The organism is Rhizobium subbaraonis, from assembly GCF_900220975.1.
GTDB lineage: Bacteria > Pseudomonadota > Alphaproteobacteria > Rhizobiales > Rhizobiaceae > Mycoplana > Mycoplana subbaraonis.
In genome coordinates, this window is sequence record NZ_OBQD01000003.1 from 351,309 (window position 1) to 370,175 (window position 18,867).

Annotated in this window: 16 protein-coding genes, 1 other RNA gene and 1 pseudogene; 12 read left to right on the forward strand and 6 right to left on the reverse strand. The window is 61.7% G+C overall.

Annotated elements, in window-relative coordinates:
* Positions 1-50: 50 nt before the first annotated feature.
* The 5 genes from CRO48_RS32080 (at position 51) to CRO48_RS06070 (ending at position 4,311) form a co-directional block, all read left to right on the forward strand.
* Positions 51-206, forward strand: a complete 156-nt coding sequence (locus CRO48_RS32080) for a hypothetical protein (RefSeq protein ID WP_097137286.1) — start codon at positions 51-53, stop codon at positions 204-206.
* 470 nt (positions 207-676) lie between these two features.
* Positions 677-2,200 (forward strand): CDP-glycerol glycerophosphotransferase family protein, encoded by a 1,524-nt coding sequence (locus tag CRO48_RS06055; RefSeq protein ID WP_097137287.1) that lies wholly within the window; start codon positions 677-679, stop codon positions 2,198-2,200.
* Complete coding sequence (locus tag CRO48_RS06060) at positions 2,193-2,882, forward strand: HAD-IB family phosphatase (RefSeq protein WP_097137517.1); 690 nt, start codon at positions 2,193-2,195, stop codon at positions 2,880-2,882. Before CRO48_RS06055 ends, CRO48_RS06060 begins: the two co-directional genes overlap by 8 nt.
* Entirely contained in the window at positions 2,858-3,541 is a 684-nt protein-coding gene (locus CRO48_RS06065; protein WP_097137289.1) for an NTP transferase domain-containing protein, read from the forward strand. Before CRO48_RS06060 ends, CRO48_RS06065 begins: the two co-directional genes overlap by 25 nt.
* A 41-nt stretch (positions 3,542-3,582) precedes the next feature.
* Entirely contained in the window at positions 3,583-4,311 is a 729-nt protein-coding gene (locus CRO48_RS06070) for a class I SAM-dependent methyltransferase (protein WP_176526664.1), read from the forward strand.
* Between the two features lie 10 nt (positions 4,312-4,321).
* Here CRO48_RS06070 and CRO48_RS06075 read toward each other — a convergent pair whose 3' ends face one another.
* The 4 genes from CRO48_RS06075 to tkt all read right to left on the reverse strand — a co-directional run bounded on the left by CRO48_RS06075 (position 4,322) and on the right by tkt (position 10,116).
* Entirely contained in the window at positions 4,322-5,347 is a 1,026-nt protein-coding gene (locus tag CRO48_RS06075; protein ID WP_097137293.1) for a class I fructose-bisphosphate aldolase, read from the reverse strand.
* 173 nt (positions 5,348-5,520) lie between these two features.
* Complete coding sequence (locus tag CRO48_RS06080) at positions 5,521-6,717, reverse strand: phosphoglycerate kinase (RefSeq protein WP_097137295.1); 1,197 nt, start codon at positions 6,715-6,717, stop codon at positions 5,521-5,523.
* Positions 6,718-7,056: 339 nt separating this feature from the next.
* Complete coding sequence (gene gap, locus CRO48_RS06085) at positions 7,057-8,067, reverse strand: type I glyceraldehyde-3-phosphate dehydrogenase (protein ID WP_097137297.1); 1,011 nt, start codon at positions 8,065-8,067, stop codon at positions 7,057-7,059.
* Positions 8,068-8,133: 66 nt separating this feature from the next.
* Entirely contained in the window at positions 8,134-10,116 is a 1,983-nt protein-coding gene (tkt, locus tag CRO48_RS06090) for a transketolase (RefSeq protein ID WP_097137299.1), read from the reverse strand.
* A gap of 329 nt (positions 10,117-10,445) precedes the next feature.
* Between tkt and CRO48_RS06095 the strand changes: the two genes are divergently transcribed.
* From CRO48_RS06095 to CRO48_RS31730, 4 genes are all read left to right on the forward strand, one after another.
* A complete protein-coding gene (locus CRO48_RS06095) occupies positions 10,446-10,718 on the forward strand; it encodes a DUF4164 domain-containing protein (protein WP_097137301.1) in 273 nt (90 codons plus the stop codon).
* Positions 10,719-10,761: 43 nt separating this feature from the next.
* A complete protein-coding gene (locus CRO48_RS06100; RefSeq protein ID WP_097137303.1) occupies positions 10,762-11,133 on the forward strand; it encodes a cell division protein ZapA in 372 nt (123 codons plus the stop codon).
* A gap of 169 nt (positions 11,134-11,302) precedes the next feature.
* A non-coding RNA gene (gene ssrS, locus CRO48_RS06105) (6S RNA) lies at positions 11,303-11,461 on the forward strand.
* A 190-nt stretch (positions 11,462-11,651) separates the two neighbouring features.
* Positions 11,652-12,068, forward strand: coding sequence for a hypothetical protein (locus CRO48_RS31730; RefSeq protein ID WP_141402015.1), 417 nt, complete (start codon positions 11,652-11,654; stop codon positions 12,066-12,068).
* Between the two features lie 73 nt (positions 12,069-12,141).
* Here CRO48_RS31730 and CRO48_RS06110 read toward each other — a convergent pair.
* Both CRO48_RS06110 and CRO48_RS06115 read right to left on the reverse strand, forming a co-directional pair.
* Positions 12,142-12,856, reverse strand: a pseudogene (locus CRO48_RS06110) (ATP-binding cassette domain-containing protein).
* Positions 12,857-13,083: 227 nt separating this feature from the next.
* Entirely contained in the window at positions 13,084-14,577 is a 1,494-nt protein-coding gene (locus CRO48_RS06115) for a lipopolysaccharide biosynthesis protein (RefSeq protein ID WP_097137305.1), read from the reverse strand.
* Positions 14,578-14,769: 192 nt separating this feature from the next.
* Between CRO48_RS06115 and CRO48_RS06120 the strand changes: the two genes are divergently transcribed.
* The 3 genes from CRO48_RS06120 (at position 14,770) to CRO48_RS06130 (ending at position 18,806) form a co-directional block, all read left to right on the forward strand.
* Entirely contained in the window at positions 14,770-15,684 is a 915-nt protein-coding gene (locus CRO48_RS06120) for an ATP-grasp fold amidoligase family protein (protein ID WP_097137307.1), read from the forward strand.
* 43 nt (positions 15,685-15,727) lie between these two features.
* Positions 15,728-16,834 (forward strand): GumK N-terminal domain-containing glycosyltransferase, encoded by a 1,107-nt coding sequence (locus CRO48_RS06125; protein WP_097137309.1) that lies wholly within the window; start codon positions 15,728-15,730, stop codon positions 16,832-16,834.
* Positions 16,835-17,111: 277 nt separating this feature from the next.
* On the forward strand, positions 17,112-18,806 hold the full coding sequence (locus CRO48_RS06130; RefSeq protein WP_176526665.1) for a flagellin N-terminal helical domain-containing protein: 1,695 nt from the start codon (positions 17,112-17,114) through the stop codon (positions 18,804-18,806).
* The last annotated feature ends 61 nt before the right edge of the window (positions 18,807-18,867 follow it).

Sequence of the window (18,867 nt, forward strand, 5' to 3'; positions counted from 1 at the left end):
ACTTGGAAAAATGTCGCCGTTGTGACAGGAACGCGAAAAAGGAAACGCCGATGTCGAAAGTCCTTCCGCTCCTGCTGCTCGTCGCGATGGTGCTGCATGTCATCCGGCCGCTCGACCTGCCGGGACTGCGCCGTCGGCGGGACTTCTGGAAGATCGCCGTCGGCGCGATCGCAGTGATGATGGTGACGGTTCTGATCCGGCCATAAGGGCGAGGCGATCGATGCCGCTCGCCACGGCGGCTTGATCGCTTCCGCTGACGTCGTCTTGCACGATCCTCTTGCGGACAAACAAAAGGGCCGCACCAGGCGGCCCTCCATGAGGTTTGGCTCTGTGACAAGCCTGAGCCTATGGGCTCAAGGAAGGTGTGGTTCAGAACGAGGGCTGCCTCGCTCCCACCATCGCATTTCCCACTGCCGTCACGAGGTCCGAAATCTCATTAGACATTGGATCACCTTCCTTTCTGTACGTTGACGATAAACCTAATCTAGGAACTCGAACTCGATCTGCAAGGCTGTCGCGTCGATTTCCCGGTACTTCGCTGAAGCGCCGCAGCTGACGCGCAAGGTTCGCTAAAGCTGAAATCGCTAATTTAAATCCCGGAATGTGACGATCATCCGTGACCCTGGGGAAACGCTTCTCGCAGGTCTCACCCGACAAATGCATTGCGAGATTCTCCATGGATACCAGCGTTTCTTCAACGATCGCCGACCGAGTAACCAGCCTGTCGGCCAAATTCGACGCGATCGAGGAGAAGCTCGGCGCGCTGGCCGAAAGCCAGTCCCTGCATGGTGAAATCCAGCTGGAGGTGGTCAAGCTGTTGCAGCATATCCAGATGCAGCAGCAGGTCAGTCTGGAACAGCTCGGCGCGATCGCGGAATCGGTGCCCGGCGAAGAGGTGGTGTCGAAAAAGGATCTAGCCGCGCTTGAAGCCGTCATCACGCATGAGGGCCAGAAGCGTGCGCTTGAAACTCATGTCCTGAAGCAATCCGCGAACCTCGCCCTTCGCGATGCGACGGCCGGAAAGATGCCTGTCCGCTGCGCCTTTCTTGTGCATTCCATCCCCATGTGGGACGCGCTTTCTGATGTTTATGGCGCGATGGTGGCGGACGAACGCTTCGATCCGATCGTGATCTCGCTGAACTCCACGCCACTCGGGCGCGGCGCCTATGAGGGCGAGGACAAGGTGAGCGCCGCCTTCGATGCGATGGGCATACCCCACCTTCGCTTCAACATGGACGATTCCTATGCGGCCCTGGATATTCTGAAGGCTCTCCGGCCAGCCGTCATATTCCGCCAGCAGCAGTGGGATACGCCCCTGCCGCCGGCATTCCACACAGCCGAGCTGACATTCGCCCGCATCTGCGTCGTTCCCTATGGAACCAACATTCTCTCGCGCTTCGGCGGCAATTCAGGTCCGGAAATCTCGCCGCTTGCGTTCGACCAGGCCTATCATCGCGCCGCCTGGAGGATCTTCTGCGAGACCGAAATGACCCAGTCGTACTATCGGTCATTCGCTCATTCCGATCCATCGAAGTTCCGTCTCAGCGGTTACCCCAAGCTCAGCAGCCTGGTGAAGTGTAAAGGAAAAGGAAAGTGGCCCCTTCCCGAACCGAAGGGAAGGACCTTCCGGGTGGTCTGGGCGCCGCATTACTCGCTCGGCAAGAACGGCGTCGGCTTCGGCGTCTTCAACCTCATCTTCAGCGACATGATCGAGTGGGCCAGGGAGCAGAAGGACATTCAGTTCGTCCTCAAGCCGCATCCGGCTCTTTTCTCTAGCGTCCTGGGTGCCGAACAGGCTGCGGCATTCAAGAAGATCTGGAACGCAATGCCCAACTGCGCGATCGAGGAGCAGCTGTACGGCCAATTGTTTGACGCGTCCGATATCATGGTGACGGACGGGGTTTCATTCCTGACGGAGTACCACGTCTTCAACAAACCCTTGATCTTCTTTGATTCCGGCCACCACGTACCTTTCAATCCTCTGGGCAAGGTCGCCGAGGCGTGCGCGCATAGGGTCCAGACATTCGCAGAGCTGAAGAAAGCCGTCATCGCCTACAAGAACGGAAAATCCTGGGACAAGGAGAAGGAGGTGAGCAAGCTCCTGGACATCCTGAGGCCCAATACCGACGACCCGGCAACGACTATCCTGAATACCATCGCCGCAGATATTCTCAATGAGGGTGCCAAGCACAATGCGTGACACGGCTACGCAGCTGCATTACCTGGATGCCTACAGGCTCGAGGACCACGAGTACAACGGGCCGGCGGCCGAAAGCCGCCCGTCGGGAACATGCTTCGCTTTCGATCTCGATGGCACGATAACGACGGAAGAGTTGCTTCCGCTCATCGCTGCAGAGTTGAATCTCGAAACCGAGATGTCACTCCTGACGCGATTGACGATGGACGGCGTCATCCCGTTCGAGGACTCCTTTCGCCTGCGCTTTGCAATCCTGAGGGCAGCCGGTCTGGAGCGTGTCCAATCGATCGTATCGGAAGTCCAGCTGGATCCCTATATCGTGGAGTTTATCCGCGAGAACCGAAGCAGATGTTTCGTTGTAACTGGCAACCTTGATCTATGGATCGCCCCGCTGGCCGACAAGCTTGGATGCGAGTTCTTCGCGTCCACAGCCGTCATGCAAGGAGGACGGATCGCTGGCATCCATCAGGTCATGCGCAAGAGCGTGCCGGCCTTGAAGCTCAAGGATCGATTTGAGCGCTTGGTAGCGGTCGGCGACGGCTTCAATGATATTCCGATGTTCGATGTTGCCGAGATCGGGATCGCCTATCAAGGCGTCCATACCGCGCCCGATGCGCTCATCTCCGTTTCCAATTATGTCGCCCTGGACGGGAAATCCCTATGCCGACTGTTAAGAACGCTGTAATCGCCGCCGCTGGCCTCGGCTCGCGACTGGGTCACGGCAAGCCGAAATGCCTGGTCGAGATCGATGGGGTGAGTATTCTCTCCCACCTCCTCTCGCTGCTTAACGATGTCGAGGACGTCCGGGTCGTCATCGGCTTCGAAGAGAGGGCGGTCATTTCGGAAATCAAACGCATTCGCCCGGACGTGATCGCGGTTCGCAATCCCGATTTTCGGTCGACAACGACGCTGCATAGCTATGCCGCCGGTGCTCGGTACTTGAAGGGCGATTGCCTGTTCATGGACGGCGACATTCTTTTCGAACCCGACAGCTTCAAGAGATTTGTCGCCACGTGCAAGCCCGACAGACCGCGTCTTGCGATCACCAAGACCAAGACGAAGGATGCGGTGTTCCTTGATCTTGAAGGGGACATGGTAACGCGACTGCGCCGCGGAGAGCCGTCCGAATACGAATGGGCCAATGTCGCCTGGCTGCCGGTCGGCTTCTTCGAGCATCTGGAGAATACGCCGGTGTTCGAGCATCTGGCGCAGTTCATGCCTATCGAAGCCGGTATTCTGACCTCTTATGAGATCGATACCGAGACAGATCTTCTTCAAGCTCAGCAAAATCGTCATCTGTTCTGCCTGGATACCGCCGCCACGGCGGGCGCCCTTGCACCGTGAAGATGGCCTTCGGCGCGTCAAAACCTAGAACGGTGGTACAGATGTCCAGAATTTACAGTAACATAGCCGCAATCGACACAAATTCGGTGAAGTCTTTCTTCGATCGGCGAGCCAGCGCGGAGAGCAATCCCATCAATGCGGTCATGCTTCAAAAGGAAGGCTCAAGCGTAGCGATCGAGCGGGACAAATACGAGCGGGAACATCTCGTTCCCTCGATTGATCCTGGCGGGAAGGTCCTCGAACTGGGATGCGGTGCGGGTCGACTGGCGTCGCACTACAACAAAGACGGCAACAGTTACCTTGGGCTGGACTTCTCCGAAAATCTCATCGGCCTTGCCAATTCCGCATTCGCGGGACAGGAGACGATTCGCTTCCAGGTGGCCGAAATCCCACGGATATCACAGGAAGAATTGCTGATACGGCCGCCGTTCGATCTCGTCATTGTCACTGGCCTATTGATCTATCTGAACGACGAGGCCGTCGAGAAGACGTTCGAGCTGATTAATTCGATCGCGGCGAGTAAGGCGAAATTGTATCTCCGTGAGACGATATCAATTCTCGATCACCGTCTCACTCTGAGAGATTTCTATTCTGAAGAGCTCAACGACAACTACAATGCCGTCTATCGAACGCGCGAGGAAATAAAAGCGCATATCGATATGTACATGACAAAGTCTGGTTTCTCTTTGGCGTCAGAGGGCGTGGCGTTTCCCGCCAACCTGCAAACGCGGGCGGAGACAAATCAGCACTACTTTATTGTCGAGCGTTGAGCCGGCCGGCCTACGCAGCCTTCTCCATCTCCTTCTTCCATTGCCCACGCGCGGCGAGGCTGCACATCTTGGCGCGATGGGTGAAGGCGCGCTGGCCGGCGGCGACGTTTTCGGGCTTGCCGGCCCAGGCGTCCAGCGCTTCCGCCTGCAGCGCGCGGCCATAGGAGAAGGTCAGTTTCCAGGGCAGCGGACCCATGGCGTTCATGGCGGAAAGGTGCGCGGTCGCCTCTTCCGTCGACTGGCCGCCGGAGAGGAAGGCGATGCCGGGAACGGCCGCCGGTACGGTCCGCTTCAGCACGCGTAGCGTTCGTTCGGCGACCTCCTGCACAGAGGCCTTCCGCGCCTTCTTGCCGTCGATGACCATGGAAGGCTTGAGGATCATGCCCTCCAGAGAGACGCGCTGGTCGGCCAGTTCTTCGAAGGTGATGCGAAGGGTCTCTTCCGTCACCTCCTGCGCGCGCTCTATCGACTGGGTGCCGGGCTCTCCGTCCATCAGCACCTCCGGTTCTACGATCGGGACGATGCCGGCCTCCTGGCAAAGCGCGGCATAGCGGGCGAGCGCTTGTGCATTCGCCTTGATCGCGCCAAAGCTCGGAAGCGTGTCGGAGATCGCGATCACGCCCCGCCATTTGGCAAAGCGGGCCCCGGCTGCGTGGTATCTGGCGAGCCTTTCGCGCAAGCCGTCGAGGCCCTCGGTGATCGTCTCGCCTTTGAAAAGCGCCATAGGCTTGGCGCCGGTGTCGACCTTGATGCCGGGAACGGCGCTGGCTGCCGTGATGATATCGGCGAGCGGCCGGCCCTCATCGGTCTTCTGGAACAGGGTCTCCTCATAGAGGATGACGCCGGAAATGTAGTTCCGCATCGCCTCGTCGGCGGTAAAGAGCATCTGGCGGTAATCGCGTCGGGAGGCGTCGGTGGATTCGACGCCGATACCGTCGAGGCGCTTCTTGATGGTGGCAGTGGATTCGTCGGCGGCGAGCAGGCCCTTGCCTGCGGTGACGATGCGGGCGGCGATGTCTTCCAGTCGTTCGCTCATGCTTCCCTCCTTGGACCAGTCCGTGTTTCCTTTGTCCCGTCTGCATGTTCTGACCGACGATCCCTGTGGCCGTCTTGGAGATATTTTCGATCCCGCGATCCGTCGCGTCAACGAAAATGGCCCCCTCCATCGAATGGAGAGGGCCATCAGTTGGTTCCGGTGAAGACGGAGGCCTACTTCTGCTGAAGGACCTCGACGCCAGGCAGGGGCTTGCCCTCCATCCATTCGAGGAAGGCGCCGCCGGCGGTGGAGACGTAAGTGAAGTCGTCCGCGACGCCGGCATGGTTCAGGGCCGCGACCGTGTCGCCGCCGCCGGCGACCGAGATCAGGGCGCCTTCCTTGGTCCGGGCCGCTGCATGCCTGGCGGCGGCAACGGTCGCGGCATCGAAGGGGGCGATCTCGAAGGCGCCGAGCGGGCCGTTCCAGACGAGCGTCGAAGCGCGGGAAATCCAGGCGTTGACTGCCTCGACCGATTTCGGGCCGACGTCGAGAACCATGGCATCCGCGGGGATCGCCTCGATCGAAACCGTCTCATTATCGGCGCCTGCCTTGAATTCACGGGCGACGACGCCGTCCTCGGGCAGGATGATCGCGCAGCCGGCGGTGGCGGCATCGATCATGATCTGCTTGGCGGTGTCGGCGAGATCGTGCTCGCAGAGCGACTTGCCGACATCGGTGCCGCGGGCGGCGATGAAGGTGTTGGCCATGCCGCCGCCGATGACGAGCGCGTCGACCTTCTTCACCAGGTTCGACAGCAGGTCGATCTTGGTGGAGACCTTGGCGCCGCCGACGATGGCGACCACCGGGCGCTTCGGATTGCCGAGGCCCTTCTCCAGCGCCTCGAGCTCGGCCTGCATGGTGCGGCCGGCATAGGCGGGAAGAAGGTGCGCCAGGCCCTCGGTGGAAGCATGGGCGCGGTGCGCGGCAGAGAAGGCGTCGTTGACGTAGATGTCGCCATTGGCGGCCAGCGCCTTGGTGAAGTCCGCGTCGTTCTTTTCCTCGCCCTTGTGGAAGCGGGTGTTTTCGAGAAGCAGGATGTCGCCGTTCTTCAGCGCGTCGACGGCGGCCTTCGCCTTGTCGCCGATGCAATCCTCGCCGAAGGCGACCGGCTGGCCGAGCACGTCCTTGACTGCCGGCACGATCATGCCGAGCGACTGGTCGGCGACCGGCTCGCCCTTGGGGCGCCCGAAATGGGCAAGCAGGACGACTTTCGCGCCCTTCTTCGACAGTTCGAGGATGGTGGGGGCGACGCGCTCGATGCGGGTTGCGTCGGTGACCTTGCCGTCCTTGACGGGGACGTTGAGGTCGACGCGGACGAGCACGCGCTTGCCAGCGATATCGGTGAGGTCGTCTAGGGTTTTGAAGGTCATGGGCACCGCTCCTCGTATTCTGCCTTGAAGCGCCGCGCGCCGATCAGGATGGCGCGCCTCTGCGCTGGCGATGTGAAACTAGCATTTCCCGCCTTCACGTCGGAAGGCGGAAGAGTTCAGGTCCTCGGACGGAAAAGCTCTCATTCGCCGTCATGCCGGACTCGATCCGGCATCCAGCGCGCTCAAGTCCTTGAGCGCAATAAACACGATTGCGCCGCCGACGCGGCGCTGCTGGACCCCGGATCAAATCCGGGGTGACGGAAGAACAAGGTGTGCCCCGTCACGAGGGCCTCAAACGTCGACACCCGGACATTGCTGCCCGGGTGTCTTTGATTGCGATCAGATCAGCTTCGCAAACGCGACGGCCGTGTCGGCCATGCGGTTGGAGAAGCCCCATTCGTTGTCGTACCAGGAGAGGATACGGACGAACTTGCCTTCCAGAACCTTGGTCTGGTCGATGGCGAAGATCGACGAATGGCTGTCGTGGTTGAAGTCGCGGGAGACCAGCGGCTCCTCGGTGTAGCCCAGGATGCCCTTGAGGGCGCCGTTGGAGGCGGCCTTGATGGCTTCGTTGATTTCTTCGACCGTGGTGTCGCGCTTGGCAACGAACTTGAAGTCGACGACCGAGACGTTCGGGGTCGGCACGCGGATCGAGGTGCCGTCGAGCTTGCCCTTCAGGTGCGGCAGGACGAGGCCGACGGCCTTGGCAGCACCCGTCGAGGTCGGGATCATCGAGAGCGCTGCCGCGCGGGCGCGGTAGAGGTCCTTGTGCATCGTGTCCAGCGTCGGCTGGTCGCCGGTGTAGGAGTGGATCGTGGTCATGAAGCCGTGGTCGATGCCGACCGCGTCATCGAGAACCTTGACCACCGGGACCAGGCAGTTGGTGGTGCACGAGGCGTTGGAGATGACCAGGTGTTCCTTGGTCAGCTTGTCGTCGTTGACGCCGTAGACGACGGTCAGGTCGGCGCCGTCGGCCGGGGCCGAGACGATGACGCGCTTGGCGCCGGCCGTCAGGTGGGCGGCCGCCTTGTCGCGGGCGGTGAAGATGCCGGTGCACTCCATGGCGATGTCGACGCCAAGTTCCTTGTGCGGCAGCGTCGCCGGGTCCTTGATCGCGGTGACCTTGATCGGCTTGCCGCCGCCGACCGTGATCGTGTCGCCCTCGACCTTCACTTCGGCCGGGAACTTGCCGTGGATCGAATCGTAGCGCAGCAGGTGGGCATTGGTCTCGACCGGACCAAGGTCGTTGATCGCCACGACCTCGATGTCGGTGCGGCCGGATTCGACGATTGCGCGCAGGACGTTGCGGCCGATGCGGCCAAATCCGTTGATGGCAACTTTTACGGTCATTTCGGGTCTCTCCCTGTCAGAATAAAACGTGCGGGTGGCGCGCGGTCGCCCGCGCGCCGTCCCGGGTCAGCCGAGCTTGGCTTCGGCGGCTGCGACGACCGCCTCCGGCGTGATGCCGAAGTGCTTGTAGAGCTCCTTGTAGGGGCCGGACGCGCCGAACGAAGACATGCCGATGAAGGTGCCGTCCGAGCCGATGATATGGTCCCAGCCCTGGCGGATGCCGGCCTCGACGGCGATTTTCACCGGCGAGTTGCCGATGATCGCCTTCTGGTAGGCTTCCGGCTGCTCGTAGAAGAGCTCGAAGCAGGGAACCGATACGACGCGGGTGGAAATGCCCTTGGCCGTCAGCGCCTCATGGGCCTTCACTGCGATCTCGACTTCCGAGCCGGTGGCGAAGATCGTCACCTGGGCATCGGCAGAAGAGATCAGGTCATAGGCGCCCTTGGCGCAGAGGTTCTCTTCCTCGAACTCGGTGCGCACGGCCATCAGGTTCTGGCGGGTGAGCGCGATGCCCGAGGGGCGGTCCTTGTGTTCCAGGGCCAGCTGCCAGCACTCGGCCGTTTCGGTGGCGTCGGCCGGACGGAACATCATCAGGTTCGGGATGGCGCGCAGTGCTGCCATCTGCTCGACCGGCTGGTGCGTCGGGCCGTCTTCGCCGAGACCGATCGAATCGTGGGTCAGGACGTGGATGACGCGGATGCCCATCAGGGCGGCGAGGCGGATCGAGGGACGGCAATAGTCCGAGAAGATCAGGAAGCCGCCGGAGTAGGGGATGAGGCCGCCGTGCAGCGCCATGCCGTTCATCGCCGCCGCCATGCCGTGCTCGCGCACGCCGTAGTGGATGTAGCGGCCGGAGAAGTCGTCAGGCGTGATGGAGGCCGTCTGGCTGGTCTTGGTGTTGTTGGAGCCGGTCAGGTCGGCCGAGCCGCCGATCGTTTCCTTCAGCACGCCGTTGATGACCTCGAGCGCGTCCTCGGAGGCCTTGCGGGTCGCCGGGTTCGGCCTGGTCTCGGCCAACTTCTTCTTGTAGGCGGAGATCGCGGAATCGAGGCCGCTCTCAAGGTCGCCGGCAAAGCGGCGGACGAACTGCGCCTTCTTCTCCGGGTCGGCCTTTTCCAGGCGCTCCTGCCACTCCTTGTGCGCCTTGGTCGAGCGCAGGCCGGCCAGGCGCCAGGCGTCCAGCACGTCGGAGGGAACGGAGAACGCTTCGGCGTCCCAGTTCAGCGCCTTGCGGGTGGCGGCGATTTCGTCTGCGCCGAGCGGCGAGCCGTGGACCTTGTGGGTGCCGGCCTTGTTCGGAGCGCCCCAGCCGATGACCGTCTTGCAGGCGATCATGGTCGGCTTGTCGGACTTCTGGGCCTGCTCGACGGCGGCTGCGATCGCGTCCGGGTCATGGCCGTCGACGGCGATCGTGTTCCACTGCGAAGCGCGGAAGCGGGCGTGCTGGTCGGTTGAGTCGGCAATCGAGATCGGGCCGTCGATCGAGATGTTGTTGTCGTCCCAGAAGACGATCAGCTTGTTGAGCTTCAGGTGGCCGGCAAGCGCGATCGCTTCCTGGCTGATGCCTTCCATCAGGCAGCCGTCGCCGGCGAGCACGTAGGTGTAGTGCTCCATCAGGTCGGAGCCGAACTCGTCGCGCAGCTTGCGCTCGGCAATCGCCATGCCGACGGCGTTGGCGATGCCCTGGCCGAGCGGACCGGTGGTCGTCTCGATGCCGGCGGCATGGCCGTACTCGGGGTGGCCGGCGGTCTTGGCGCCGAGCTGGCGGAAGTTCTTGATCTCGTCGATCGTGATGTCCTCATAGCCGGTCAGGTAGAGGAGCGAGTAGAGCAGCATCGAGCCATGGCCGGCCGACAGCACGAAGCGGTCGCGGTTCGGCCAGGACGGAGCCTTCGGGTCGAAGGTCATGAAGCGGGTGAAAAGGACCGTTGCGATGTCCGCGGCGCCCATGGGAAGGCCGGGATGGCCGGAGTTTGCTTTCTCCACGGCATCCATGGAAAGAAAGCGAATAGCATTCGCCATCCGGTCGTGTTTTTCGCGAGAGATCATGACTGTTCCAAATAATCGGGGTGTCAGGGCCGATGCCTGTCGGGGTCACCGGTTAGGAAGCGGCTGACACATAGCAGGTGCATTGCGGGAGTCAACGAATTGCGCCGTTTTTGCCGTGTTTTGCGGCGCTTTGGCGCGGAAGTCGGCAGGTCTTTTCGGCGCCGGGTTTGCCCTCTTTGCCGCGGCGCAGCAATCTCATCCACAGACGAGCGCGGCGATGCCGGGCCGCGCGGTTGACGCTGGCGATCGCTGTTGAATATTGTCAATGACTTGAAGACGGCGAGAACCGCGGCGATTCGTCCGCGACCGTAAATGCCGGTGAAGGCGTGATGGCGGCAGGAGAAACAGTCAGGGTAGCGATCGAGGAGTTGCGCAAGGCTTTGACCGGCCTCGACAACGCACTCGACATGCGCTTCGACCGCGAGCGCGACCACAGCGAGATCGAAAACGAGGTGCGCCGCGTCAACACGGATCGCTCCCGTCTTGCCCAGGAGCTGGACCAGTCCGAGTTCCGGGCCAACCGTCTCGAGGAGGTCAACCGCGAGGTTTCCCGCCGGCTGGTGACCGCAATGGAAACGATCAGGGCAGTACTCGACCGCTGACGCAAGCGTGCGGCGGCCTGCTTCGGGGGACACGGAAGATTCCATGGCGCAAGTAACGGTTCTCATCGACGGCAAGGCCTACAGGATGGCCTGCGAGGAGGGGCAAGAAGAGCACCTCAGCGAACTCGCGGGCAGCTTCGACCGCTACGTCAGCCATCTGAAGTCGCAGTTCGGCGAGATCGGCGATCTGCGCCTGACCGTCATGGCCGGGATCATGGTCATGGACGAGCTCAGCGAGACCGGCCGGCGGCTGAAGGCGCTGCAGGCCGAGGTGGAACAACTGCGCAACGGCCGCGAGAACGTCATGGCTGAAGCCTCCCGGGACGAGGCGGCCATTGCGGCCGCATTGGGCGAGCTGACGAACCAGATCCAGGGGATGACGGCAAAACTCGTCGGAAAGCCTGTCGCGAACTGATTTCAGGCGTGACGAGGGTGCGTGGCGTGCAGGACGCCGGCGACAGCGCCTTCCATAACAGCAAGCGACAAGCGCAGCCGCCTGCCGGTTGACCCGCGACGACCGCTTTCTCTTCCCGCAGCAACCGATAGCCACTGGATTAGTCGCCGGTTCCGTCCTATATCTGAATTGCGATCTGCGCTTCCCGACAGGTATCAACATTCCCCGGGGCCATACACGATCTCAAGGGAGCTGTCCCTGTTCGGACCCGTGGGTTCGGACATATGGCACCCACCTACTTTGTAGGCACCCGGGATCGTAAAAATCCATCGGTCGCCGTGGATCGCGCTTTCTCTCTTAAAATTCAATGTTTTGGCCGACGTGACACCAAGAGTCGCACTGGTGAACTATGGGTAACCAAGATTGGCAGCCGAGCAAACCGTGAGGAGATCTTCATAAAATTGGGTGCCGACGGGCGATGCTAAAGATTTTTCTAACTTCTTGTGGTTGCATTCCTGCAACCGATAGAAGGACGCCTTATGAGTACTGCAGAATCGTCGATTGACACAGGTGCAAATGGCTCAGCTGTTGCAAGAAACTATGCCTTCATTCTCGTGGGTGGCATCGTCTTTCCGCTTGTAATAGTCGCGCATTTCATAGCGCGAAAAAGGCGCAAGCTCACCGGTTTTGAGCAAAGCCACTATATGTTTCAATATCGGACGACGTCGATTGCATTGCTCAGCCTTGTCGTTGCAGTCTTGATTGCAGTGGCAATGTTTGTTTGGATGCCACCCAAAGCACCGCAACAGCATGTCCAGATAATATTTGCTTTTCTCAATAGTTTAGTCTGGCTCACTATGTTGTGGGGCGCAGCAAGATGTATTCGCGGTCTTTATCTATGCGGCGCTCGGAGGGTCATACAGAACTCAAAAACATTCTGGATTTGGCCGCAATAGATATTTCCTGCGGTGCTGGGCGAGTGATCTCGCTTCTGCCCCGCCCGCAGTCGATCCGCTTCCGTAAATCCCGCTATTTCGCCAGGGCCACCGGCCTGTCGCTGTCCGGCTGGCGGATCACGTCCATGCGCACGTCGTAGATCAGTTCCAGGGTCTCCGGCGTCATGATTTCCTCCGGAACGCCTTGCGCGATGAGCCGGCCGCCGCGCAGCGCCACGATCGCATCGCAGAAGCGCGCGGCCATGTTGATGGCGAGCAGGACGGTAATCACCGTGATGCCGGCTGAGGTCGCGCGTCAGGGTCAGGACGTCGAGCTGGTGGCCGATGTCGAGCGCGGAGATCGGCTCGTCCAGAAGCAGGCAATCGGCGTCCTGCGCGATCAGCATGGCGAGCCAGACGCGCTGGCGTTCGCCGCCCGACAGCGTATCCACCAGCCGGTCTGCAAAAGGCCCGATCTCGGTGCGCTCGATGGCCTCCTCGACCTTGGCCCGGTCCGCCGCGCCGAAACGCCCCAGAGCGCCATGCCAGGGATAGCGGCCGAGTGCTACCAGCGCGCGAACGAGCATTCCGGGCGCTATCGGCGTGTGCCGGGGCAGATAGGCAAGCCTGCGGGCGAAGGTGCGGGCGCCGCAATCCGCCAGCGCCTGACCCTCGAAGCGGATCTCGCCGGCCGTCGGCTGCAATTGCCGGCCGATCAGTTTCAGCAGGGTGGATTTGCCCGAGCCGTTATGGCCGACCAGTGCAATCGACTTCCCGGCCGGAAGGTCGAAGGTCAGCGGATTCAGCAGGACCTAGTCGCCGATGGAATAGCCGACATTGCGCAGGGAAAGGATCGGCGATCCGTCTTCTTCGTGCGGGCGTGCTGCGGCAATTGCGGGCATGGATACGATCCGGAAAGCTGATTGGAATGATCCTGTTTTGCGATTTTTCGGCGCAGGCTCAATAGGCCGGTTGTGGCGAGCCCTCTTCGGAGGCGGCGAAAGCTGCCGCCGATAGCGCTGGGCCTCGCGGCGCCTCAGACGCGGGTGGCCAGCATCGCCCGCGAGAGCAGACCTGCGAGCGGCGCGGGCAGCTTGTCTTGCGCCCATCCGGCGACCATGCGTCGTTCCTCCAGCGGCACGGCGGAGAGGATCGTCAGAGCCAGAAGATAGGCGATCGCGCCTGCGACGATCCCGAGCAGCATGCCGGGCAGGTTCGGCATCCACCAAAGGCAGGCGCTTGCGGCGGCCGCACAGCAGAGCGCCGCAAGGAGTACCTTGAGGAGTGCCAGCGGTTTGCAGGCGACGCCGAGGCAGCGGTGGCAATACCACAGGCAGAAGAGGAAGCTAGCCGTGCCCGTCAGTCCCTTGACCCAGGCCGCCCCCATCGTGCCGAAGCGCGGTACGATGACGAGCAACAGGCCGATACAGGCCAGTCCTTCCCATATCGACAGGCGCAAGACGGCCCCGCTTCGCTCCCGCGCCAGCATCATGCGATAGGGGACCGTCACCATGGCGGCGGCGAAGCCGAAGGCGAGCAGAACCACCGACAGCTCCACCGCCGGGCGGAAGTCTTCGCCAAAGAGCGCCGGGATGAGTACCGGCGAGATGGCGGCGCCGCCGAAGCAGATGGGGGCCAGCACCAGCGACAGGCCCAGCAGGCTTCTCTGGTAGGACTGCGTCAGGCCGGCATGATCGCCGCGGTCGCTGTGGTAGGAGAACAGCGGCACCAGCGGGGCCACCAGGAAATAGGATAGCTGGATCACCATGCCGGTCATCGTCGCGGCGATGGCGTAGTGCCCGACAGCGGTGAGGGTGAAGAAGAGCCCTATGACCGCCAGTTCGACCCGCGAGCCGAGCAGGGCGGTCATGCCGCCGGACAACCAGCTGTTTCGCGCATACGTGGTCATGGCCGGCGTCACCGGCTGCACGCCTTCCCTCGCGGGCGAGAGGTATTTCCGCAGCGACAGCGCCTGCGGGAGGTGGCGGAACATATGGCCGAAGATCGCGCCGGCCGGTCCCAGCACCAGTGCGCCGAACAGGACCAGAAACGGCTGCAGCAGGCAGCCGATCGCCGTGTTCAGGCTGCTTTCGCGGAAGCGGCCAAGCCCCTGGGCGGCACCCAGCGACAGCGTCGAGTAGGCATAGACGAGGAAGAGGCCGGTCGTGGCAGCCCAGATCAGGGAGACGCTTTCCCGCCCGGACAGTGCAAGCCAGCCCGCATAGGCGAGCATGGCCACGGCAAGGGTTCCTGTGGTCGCGACGAAACGGCGCGTCAGGGTGCGCACGAGGCCGGGCCGGCCACCGTCATCGGCGCCATCACTCTGGCCGACGAAGCGCAGGATCGCCTGCGGCATGCCGAAGTCGGAGATGAGGGTCGCGACCGTCATGATCCACAGCGCGTAGGCGACGATCCCGGCCCCTTCGACGCCCAGCGCGCGGGCGACGACGACGCTGCTGCCGAAGCCGGCAAAGAGCGACAGAAGGCCGGCGGCGGCATTGAGCAGCGATGACCCGAGCATGGATTTCATGTGGCGACCGTCTTCGTCCTGCGGCGGCAACGGGAGATGCCTGTACCGCAGACCCCGCTAGAGCCCTAGATCAACCGGCTTAACATTCGGTATCCAGCCGCAGATCGCGGCATTCCTCGGTCTGCTAACCCGGACTTAAGAAAACTGGTTTAGGCCAAACTGAACCGATTATTCCATCATCAGGTGTAGCCAATGCCGGATATCACACTTTCCGCGCGTCACGACAGCGGCCTGAAGCTGAAGCTGCAGCACCTCTTCTGGCGCCTTATCGCCTTCCTGCCGGACCGCCCCTATCTGCGCTGGAAATACTACTCCATGGCTGGCCGGTTTCCCGATCTCGACGATCCGAAGCTGTTTTCGGAGAAGGTGCAGGCGCGCAAGCTCTACGACCGCAAGCCGATCTATGCGCGCATGGTGGACAAGCATGCTGCCAAGGCGCTGATCGCCGAGCGCGCCGGGCAGCAATACGTCGTTCCCACTTACTGGGTCGGGCGTGACCTGAACGACGTCGACTGGTCGACCATTCCGCTGCCGGCGGTGGTCAAGCCGACGCATGCTTCGGGTTGCGGCGTCTTCCTGCGCGAGCGCAGCGATATCGATGCGCTTCTGGCGCGCAATCCCGGACCCGAATGGCTGACCCTGAAGCATCATCGCATCAACCGCGAATGGGCCTATGGCGAGTTCGAGCCCCTGATCATCATCGAGAAGATGCTGGTGGAAGGCGACGATGCGCCGGACGATTATCGCTTTTTCGTCTTTTCCGGCGAGATATCGCACATCGAGCTGCGCCTCAGGCGCGACGGCGTCGGCTACGAAAGCTGGTTTTCGTCAGAATGGCAGCCCCTGGAGTATCAGGGTTTTTACTACGAGCCCTATCCGGGCGTTCTGCCGCGACCCGACAAGTTCGAAGAGATGCTCGAGGTCGTGCGGAAGATGGCGGGCGACAGCGATTTCATGCGCGTCGATCTCTACGTGGTCGACGGGCAGATCTATGTCGGCGAGCTGACGCTCTATCCGGGCGGCGGGTTCCAGGGCTGCGTGCCCGACCAGTTCGACGAGGCGCTGGGCAGGATGTGGAAGCAGGAGCTGACGCGCCATACGCGCTGAGATGCGAAGGGCCGGACGGTTGCGGGCAACGGGCTGAAACGAGATGAGAGTCCTCTTTCTATCGACGCATGCGTTCCTGCCGACGACGCGCAAGGCCAGCGTGCATTTCGTCACCGAGGCGCTTGCCGCCCGCGGGCACGAGGTCGATACGGTGAGCGTGGGCTTCAGCTCGCTCACGAAATTCAAGAAGCCGGACCTTTATGCGCAGCTGGCCGGGCCGCAAAGGAACCGCTTTGTCCAAACCGCTCCGCGCCGGCGCGCGGCCTGCTATCTTCCGCCGCTTCACCCGTTCAGCTCGCGAAACGCCGCCCTGAACGCCGTCACCGGCCTGTTCTTTCCGCTCTACGGCAATCTGCTTCCGCCATTCCTCAAGGAAGCGATCGAAGCCGCCGATGTGGTGGCGATCGAGTCGGGAACGGCGATCGCCTTCTTCGATGCGGTGCGGCGCATCAATCCTTCCGCGCGGCTTCTCTATTTCAAGCGCGACCGGCTGGATTCTGTCGGCGCTTCCGAATATCTGCAGGGCCTCGAGCGGCGCATCTGGCCGCAGTTCGACAGCGTGATCGTCCCGTCCCCGCGGATGGCCGAACAGATGCCGCGGGCAGCAAGGCTTTCCTGCGTGCCGCAGGGCATCGACAAGGACATGTTCGATGCGACGCTCTCCTCGCCCTATCCGGCGGGATCGCAAAACGGCGTGTCGGTCGGAAACATGCTGTTCGACGCCGAGGCGGTCAGACAGATGGCGCTGGCGTGCCCGGCGATATCCTTCCATCTCTTTGGTGCCGGCATCCCCGGGGAGTACCCGGCCAATGTCCGCCTCTACGGCGAGCGGCCGTTCGGCGAGATCGTGCCCTACATCAAGTTCGCCGACTTCGGCATCGCGCCCTATCGTCTGACTGCGCGCGAACTCTATCTGGCCGAATCCAGCCTCAAGCTGCAGCAGTACAGCTACTGCCTGTTGCCGGTGCTGGTCCCGGATCTTTTGGAAGGCGGGCGCGGCAATCTCGTCTGCTATGCGCAACAGGGCGAGGCGGACTGGGCGGGCAAGGTCGGAAAGGCTGCGACTGCGCCGCACGAACCGGTATGGCGCGACGGCATCCTGTCGTGGGACGAGGTCGCCGCCCGTATCGAAATGGAGATGGTCGCCTGACCTCCGAACCTGCCGTGACGGCCTTTGTCGACCGATAGTTGCGATCATTATTCATCAAGTCACGGTTCTGATCGTCGGCTCAGTGTCCGGGTTCACGCTAGCCATATTCCAAGTATCGAATATATATAGATTCTAATCTATTGATTTCTATCGTCATTTTTTGACATCGGGCGCGCGCGCGCTGGAGAATTTACCGCGCGTTAACCATGATGGCATTTACATGGGCGCCATCAATTAGCTCATGACGAGCACCAATCCATTCATCTTCAGGTTTCATATGACCAGCATTCATACGAATGTCGGGGCGATGGCTGCGATCCAGGCTTTGCGCACGCTCGGCAGCGCGCTGCAGACGACCCAGAACCAGGTGAGCAGCGGCCTTCGCATTTCCGCAGCCTCCGACAATGCGGCCTACTGGTCGATCTCGACCACGATGCGCTCCGACAACAAGGCGATCTCTGCTGTGTCCGATGCGTTGGGGCTCGGTGCTGCGATAGCGGATACCGCCTATGCTGGCGTCGCATCCGTCATTGAGAATCTGGACGCGATCAAGGCAAGACTGGTCGCAGCGAAGGAGGAGGGGGTCGACAAGGCCAAGATCCAGAGCGAGATCGATGCCTTGAAAAAGCAGGCTGTCAGCACAGCCGTTTCGGCCTCGTTCAACGGCGTGAACTGGTTGAATACCGATATCAACGACGATCTCGCGAACCTCTCGTACTACAATTCCAGCATCGTTGGAGGCTTTGTGCGCTCCGCCGACAGCTCCGTGGCGCTTAAGACCGTGGATGTCGATCTCGTCGGGATCAGTCTGTTGAACACCGGCGGCGGTGGAGCGCTGCAGACGGATATCCGTAGTCTCGGGACGATCGGAGGCTTTCGATACGCGTCCCAAAGCGTCGGTTCCTCCAACGGCTTTGAATCGCGATTTTTCACTGGCCCAATGACCTTCGGAGCCACCGATTCCATAGACTTCACCGTCGTTCTCGACGCCGATGCCTACTCGCCCGGGACGAGCTATAATCTCACCATCGACAAGGCCACCGTTGACGCGGCCCTCGGCATCTCGACCGGCGTGGTCAGCGACAACAGCGACCTCGCTTTGGTGCTCTCCCACATTTTCACATCGAACTTCGTGCCTGCCGGGGTCGCCTCGTTCAACTGGAGCGGGCCACCAATTCAACAGCTGTTCAGCATCTCTACGTATGACGGCACCGCTAACACCGGTTCCAGCGTTGACGTGGTCGTCACCAATTCGACGTTCGCGGGAGATGCCGCCTTTGGCCTGGAAAACGCGCCGGCGGCTGAATCGGCCAACCGTTACGCGCAGGGCAGTTTCAATTTCACGGGTCCGTTCCGGGTACACAACGGCGTGGAATTCACTTTCACATTCCAGATCAACACCGAGTTGCCGATCGAGGTGACCGTCGACCGTTCGTTGGTCGACAGCGCGCTGGGCACCAGTGACGGTTTCATCAACTCTGCGGGAGACATGGCGTCCGTCCTTGACCTCGCCCTGAGCGGATTGGGTCTCGATGTTTCCGCCGCAGGCTCCACCGTCTACTTCGACGTCGACCCGAGCATCTATCCGGACTCCGGGACCCGCTCGCACTTCTCGATTTCGGAGATCGTCGACAACGTCGGCATATTGCCGGATTTCGACCTGATGGACCTCGACATCAGTGCGCCCGGTGCCGATATTGACCGTTACCTCTACGGCATCGAAGGCATGTTGAAGAAGCTCACGAATGCCGGAAGCACGCTGGGTGCCGCACAGAAACGGGTCGAGCTCCAGTCGGAATTCGCACTTGCGCTGCGCGATGCCATCTCCATCGGGATAGGCCGTCTCGTCGATGCCGACATGAACGAGGCGTCGACGCGGCTGAAAGCGCTGCAGACACAGGAACAGCTGGCCGTCCAATCACTGTCCATCGCCAATGGCAATGCGGAAAATATCGTGCAGCTGTTCCGCTGATCGGAGCGGCATCCGCAAATGCGAACGGCCGCCACGAGGGCGGCCGTCGTCTTGTTCGATC

Coding starts and splice junctions, on each gene's coding strand:
- CRO48_RS06080 (WP_097137295.1), bottom strand. CDS start 6,717: ATGACCTTCAAAACCCTAGACGACCTCACCGATATCGCTGGCAAGCGC.
- CRO48_RS06095 (WP_097137301.1), top strand. CDS start 10,446: ATGGCGGCAGGAGAAACAGTCAGGGTAGCGATCGAGGAGTTGCGCAAG.
- CRO48_RS06065 (WP_097137289.1), top strand. CDS start 2,858: ATGCCGACTGTTAAGAACGCTGTAATCGCCGCCGCTGGCCTCGGCTCG.
- CRO48_RS06060 (WP_097137517.1), top strand. CDS start 2,193: ATGCGTGACACGGCTACGCAGCTGCATTACCTGGATGCCTACAGGCTC.
- gap (WP_097137297.1), bottom strand. CDS start 8,067: ATGACCGTAAAAGTTGCCATCAACGGATTTGGCCGCATCGGCCGCAAC.
- tkt (WP_097137299.1), bottom strand. CDS start 10,116: ATGATCTCTCGCGAAAAACACGACCGGATGGCGAATGCTATTCGCTTT.
- CRO48_RS06130 (WP_176526665.1), top strand. CDS start 17,112: ATGACCAGCATTCATACGAATGTCGGGGCGATGGCTGCGATCCAGGCT.
- CRO48_RS06075 (WP_097137293.1), bottom strand. CDS start 5,347: ATGAGCGAACGACTGGAAGACATCGCCGCCCGCATCGTCACCGCAGGC.
- CRO48_RS06120 (WP_097137307.1), top strand. CDS start 14,770: ATGCCGGATATCACACTTTCCGCGCGTCACGACAGCGGCCTGAAGCTG.
- CRO48_RS06055 (WP_097137287.1), top strand. CDS start 677: ATGGATACCAGCGTTTCTTCAACGATCGCCGACCGAGTAACCAGCCTG.
- CRO48_RS06115 (WP_097137305.1), bottom strand. CDS start 14,577: ATGAAATCCATGCTCGGGTCATCGCTGCTCAATGCCGCCGCCGGCCTT.
- CRO48_RS32080 (WP_097137286.1), top strand. CDS start 51: ATGTCGAAAGTCCTTCCGCTCCTGCTGCTCGTCGCGATGGTGCTGCAT.
- CRO48_RS06100 (WP_097137303.1), top strand. CDS start 10,762: ATGGCGCAAGTAACGGTTCTCATCGACGGCAAGGCCTACAGGATGGCC.
- CRO48_RS06125 (WP_097137309.1), top strand. CDS start 15,728: ATGAGAGTCCTCTTTCTATCGACGCATGCGTTCCTGCCGACGACGCGC.
- CRO48_RS31730 (WP_141402015.1), top strand. CDS start 11,652: ATGAGTACTGCAGAATCGTCGATTGACACAGGTGCAAATGGCTCAGCT.
- CRO48_RS06070 (WP_176526664.1), top strand. CDS start 3,583: ATGTCCAGAATTTACAGTAACATAGCCGCAATCGACACAAATTCGGTG.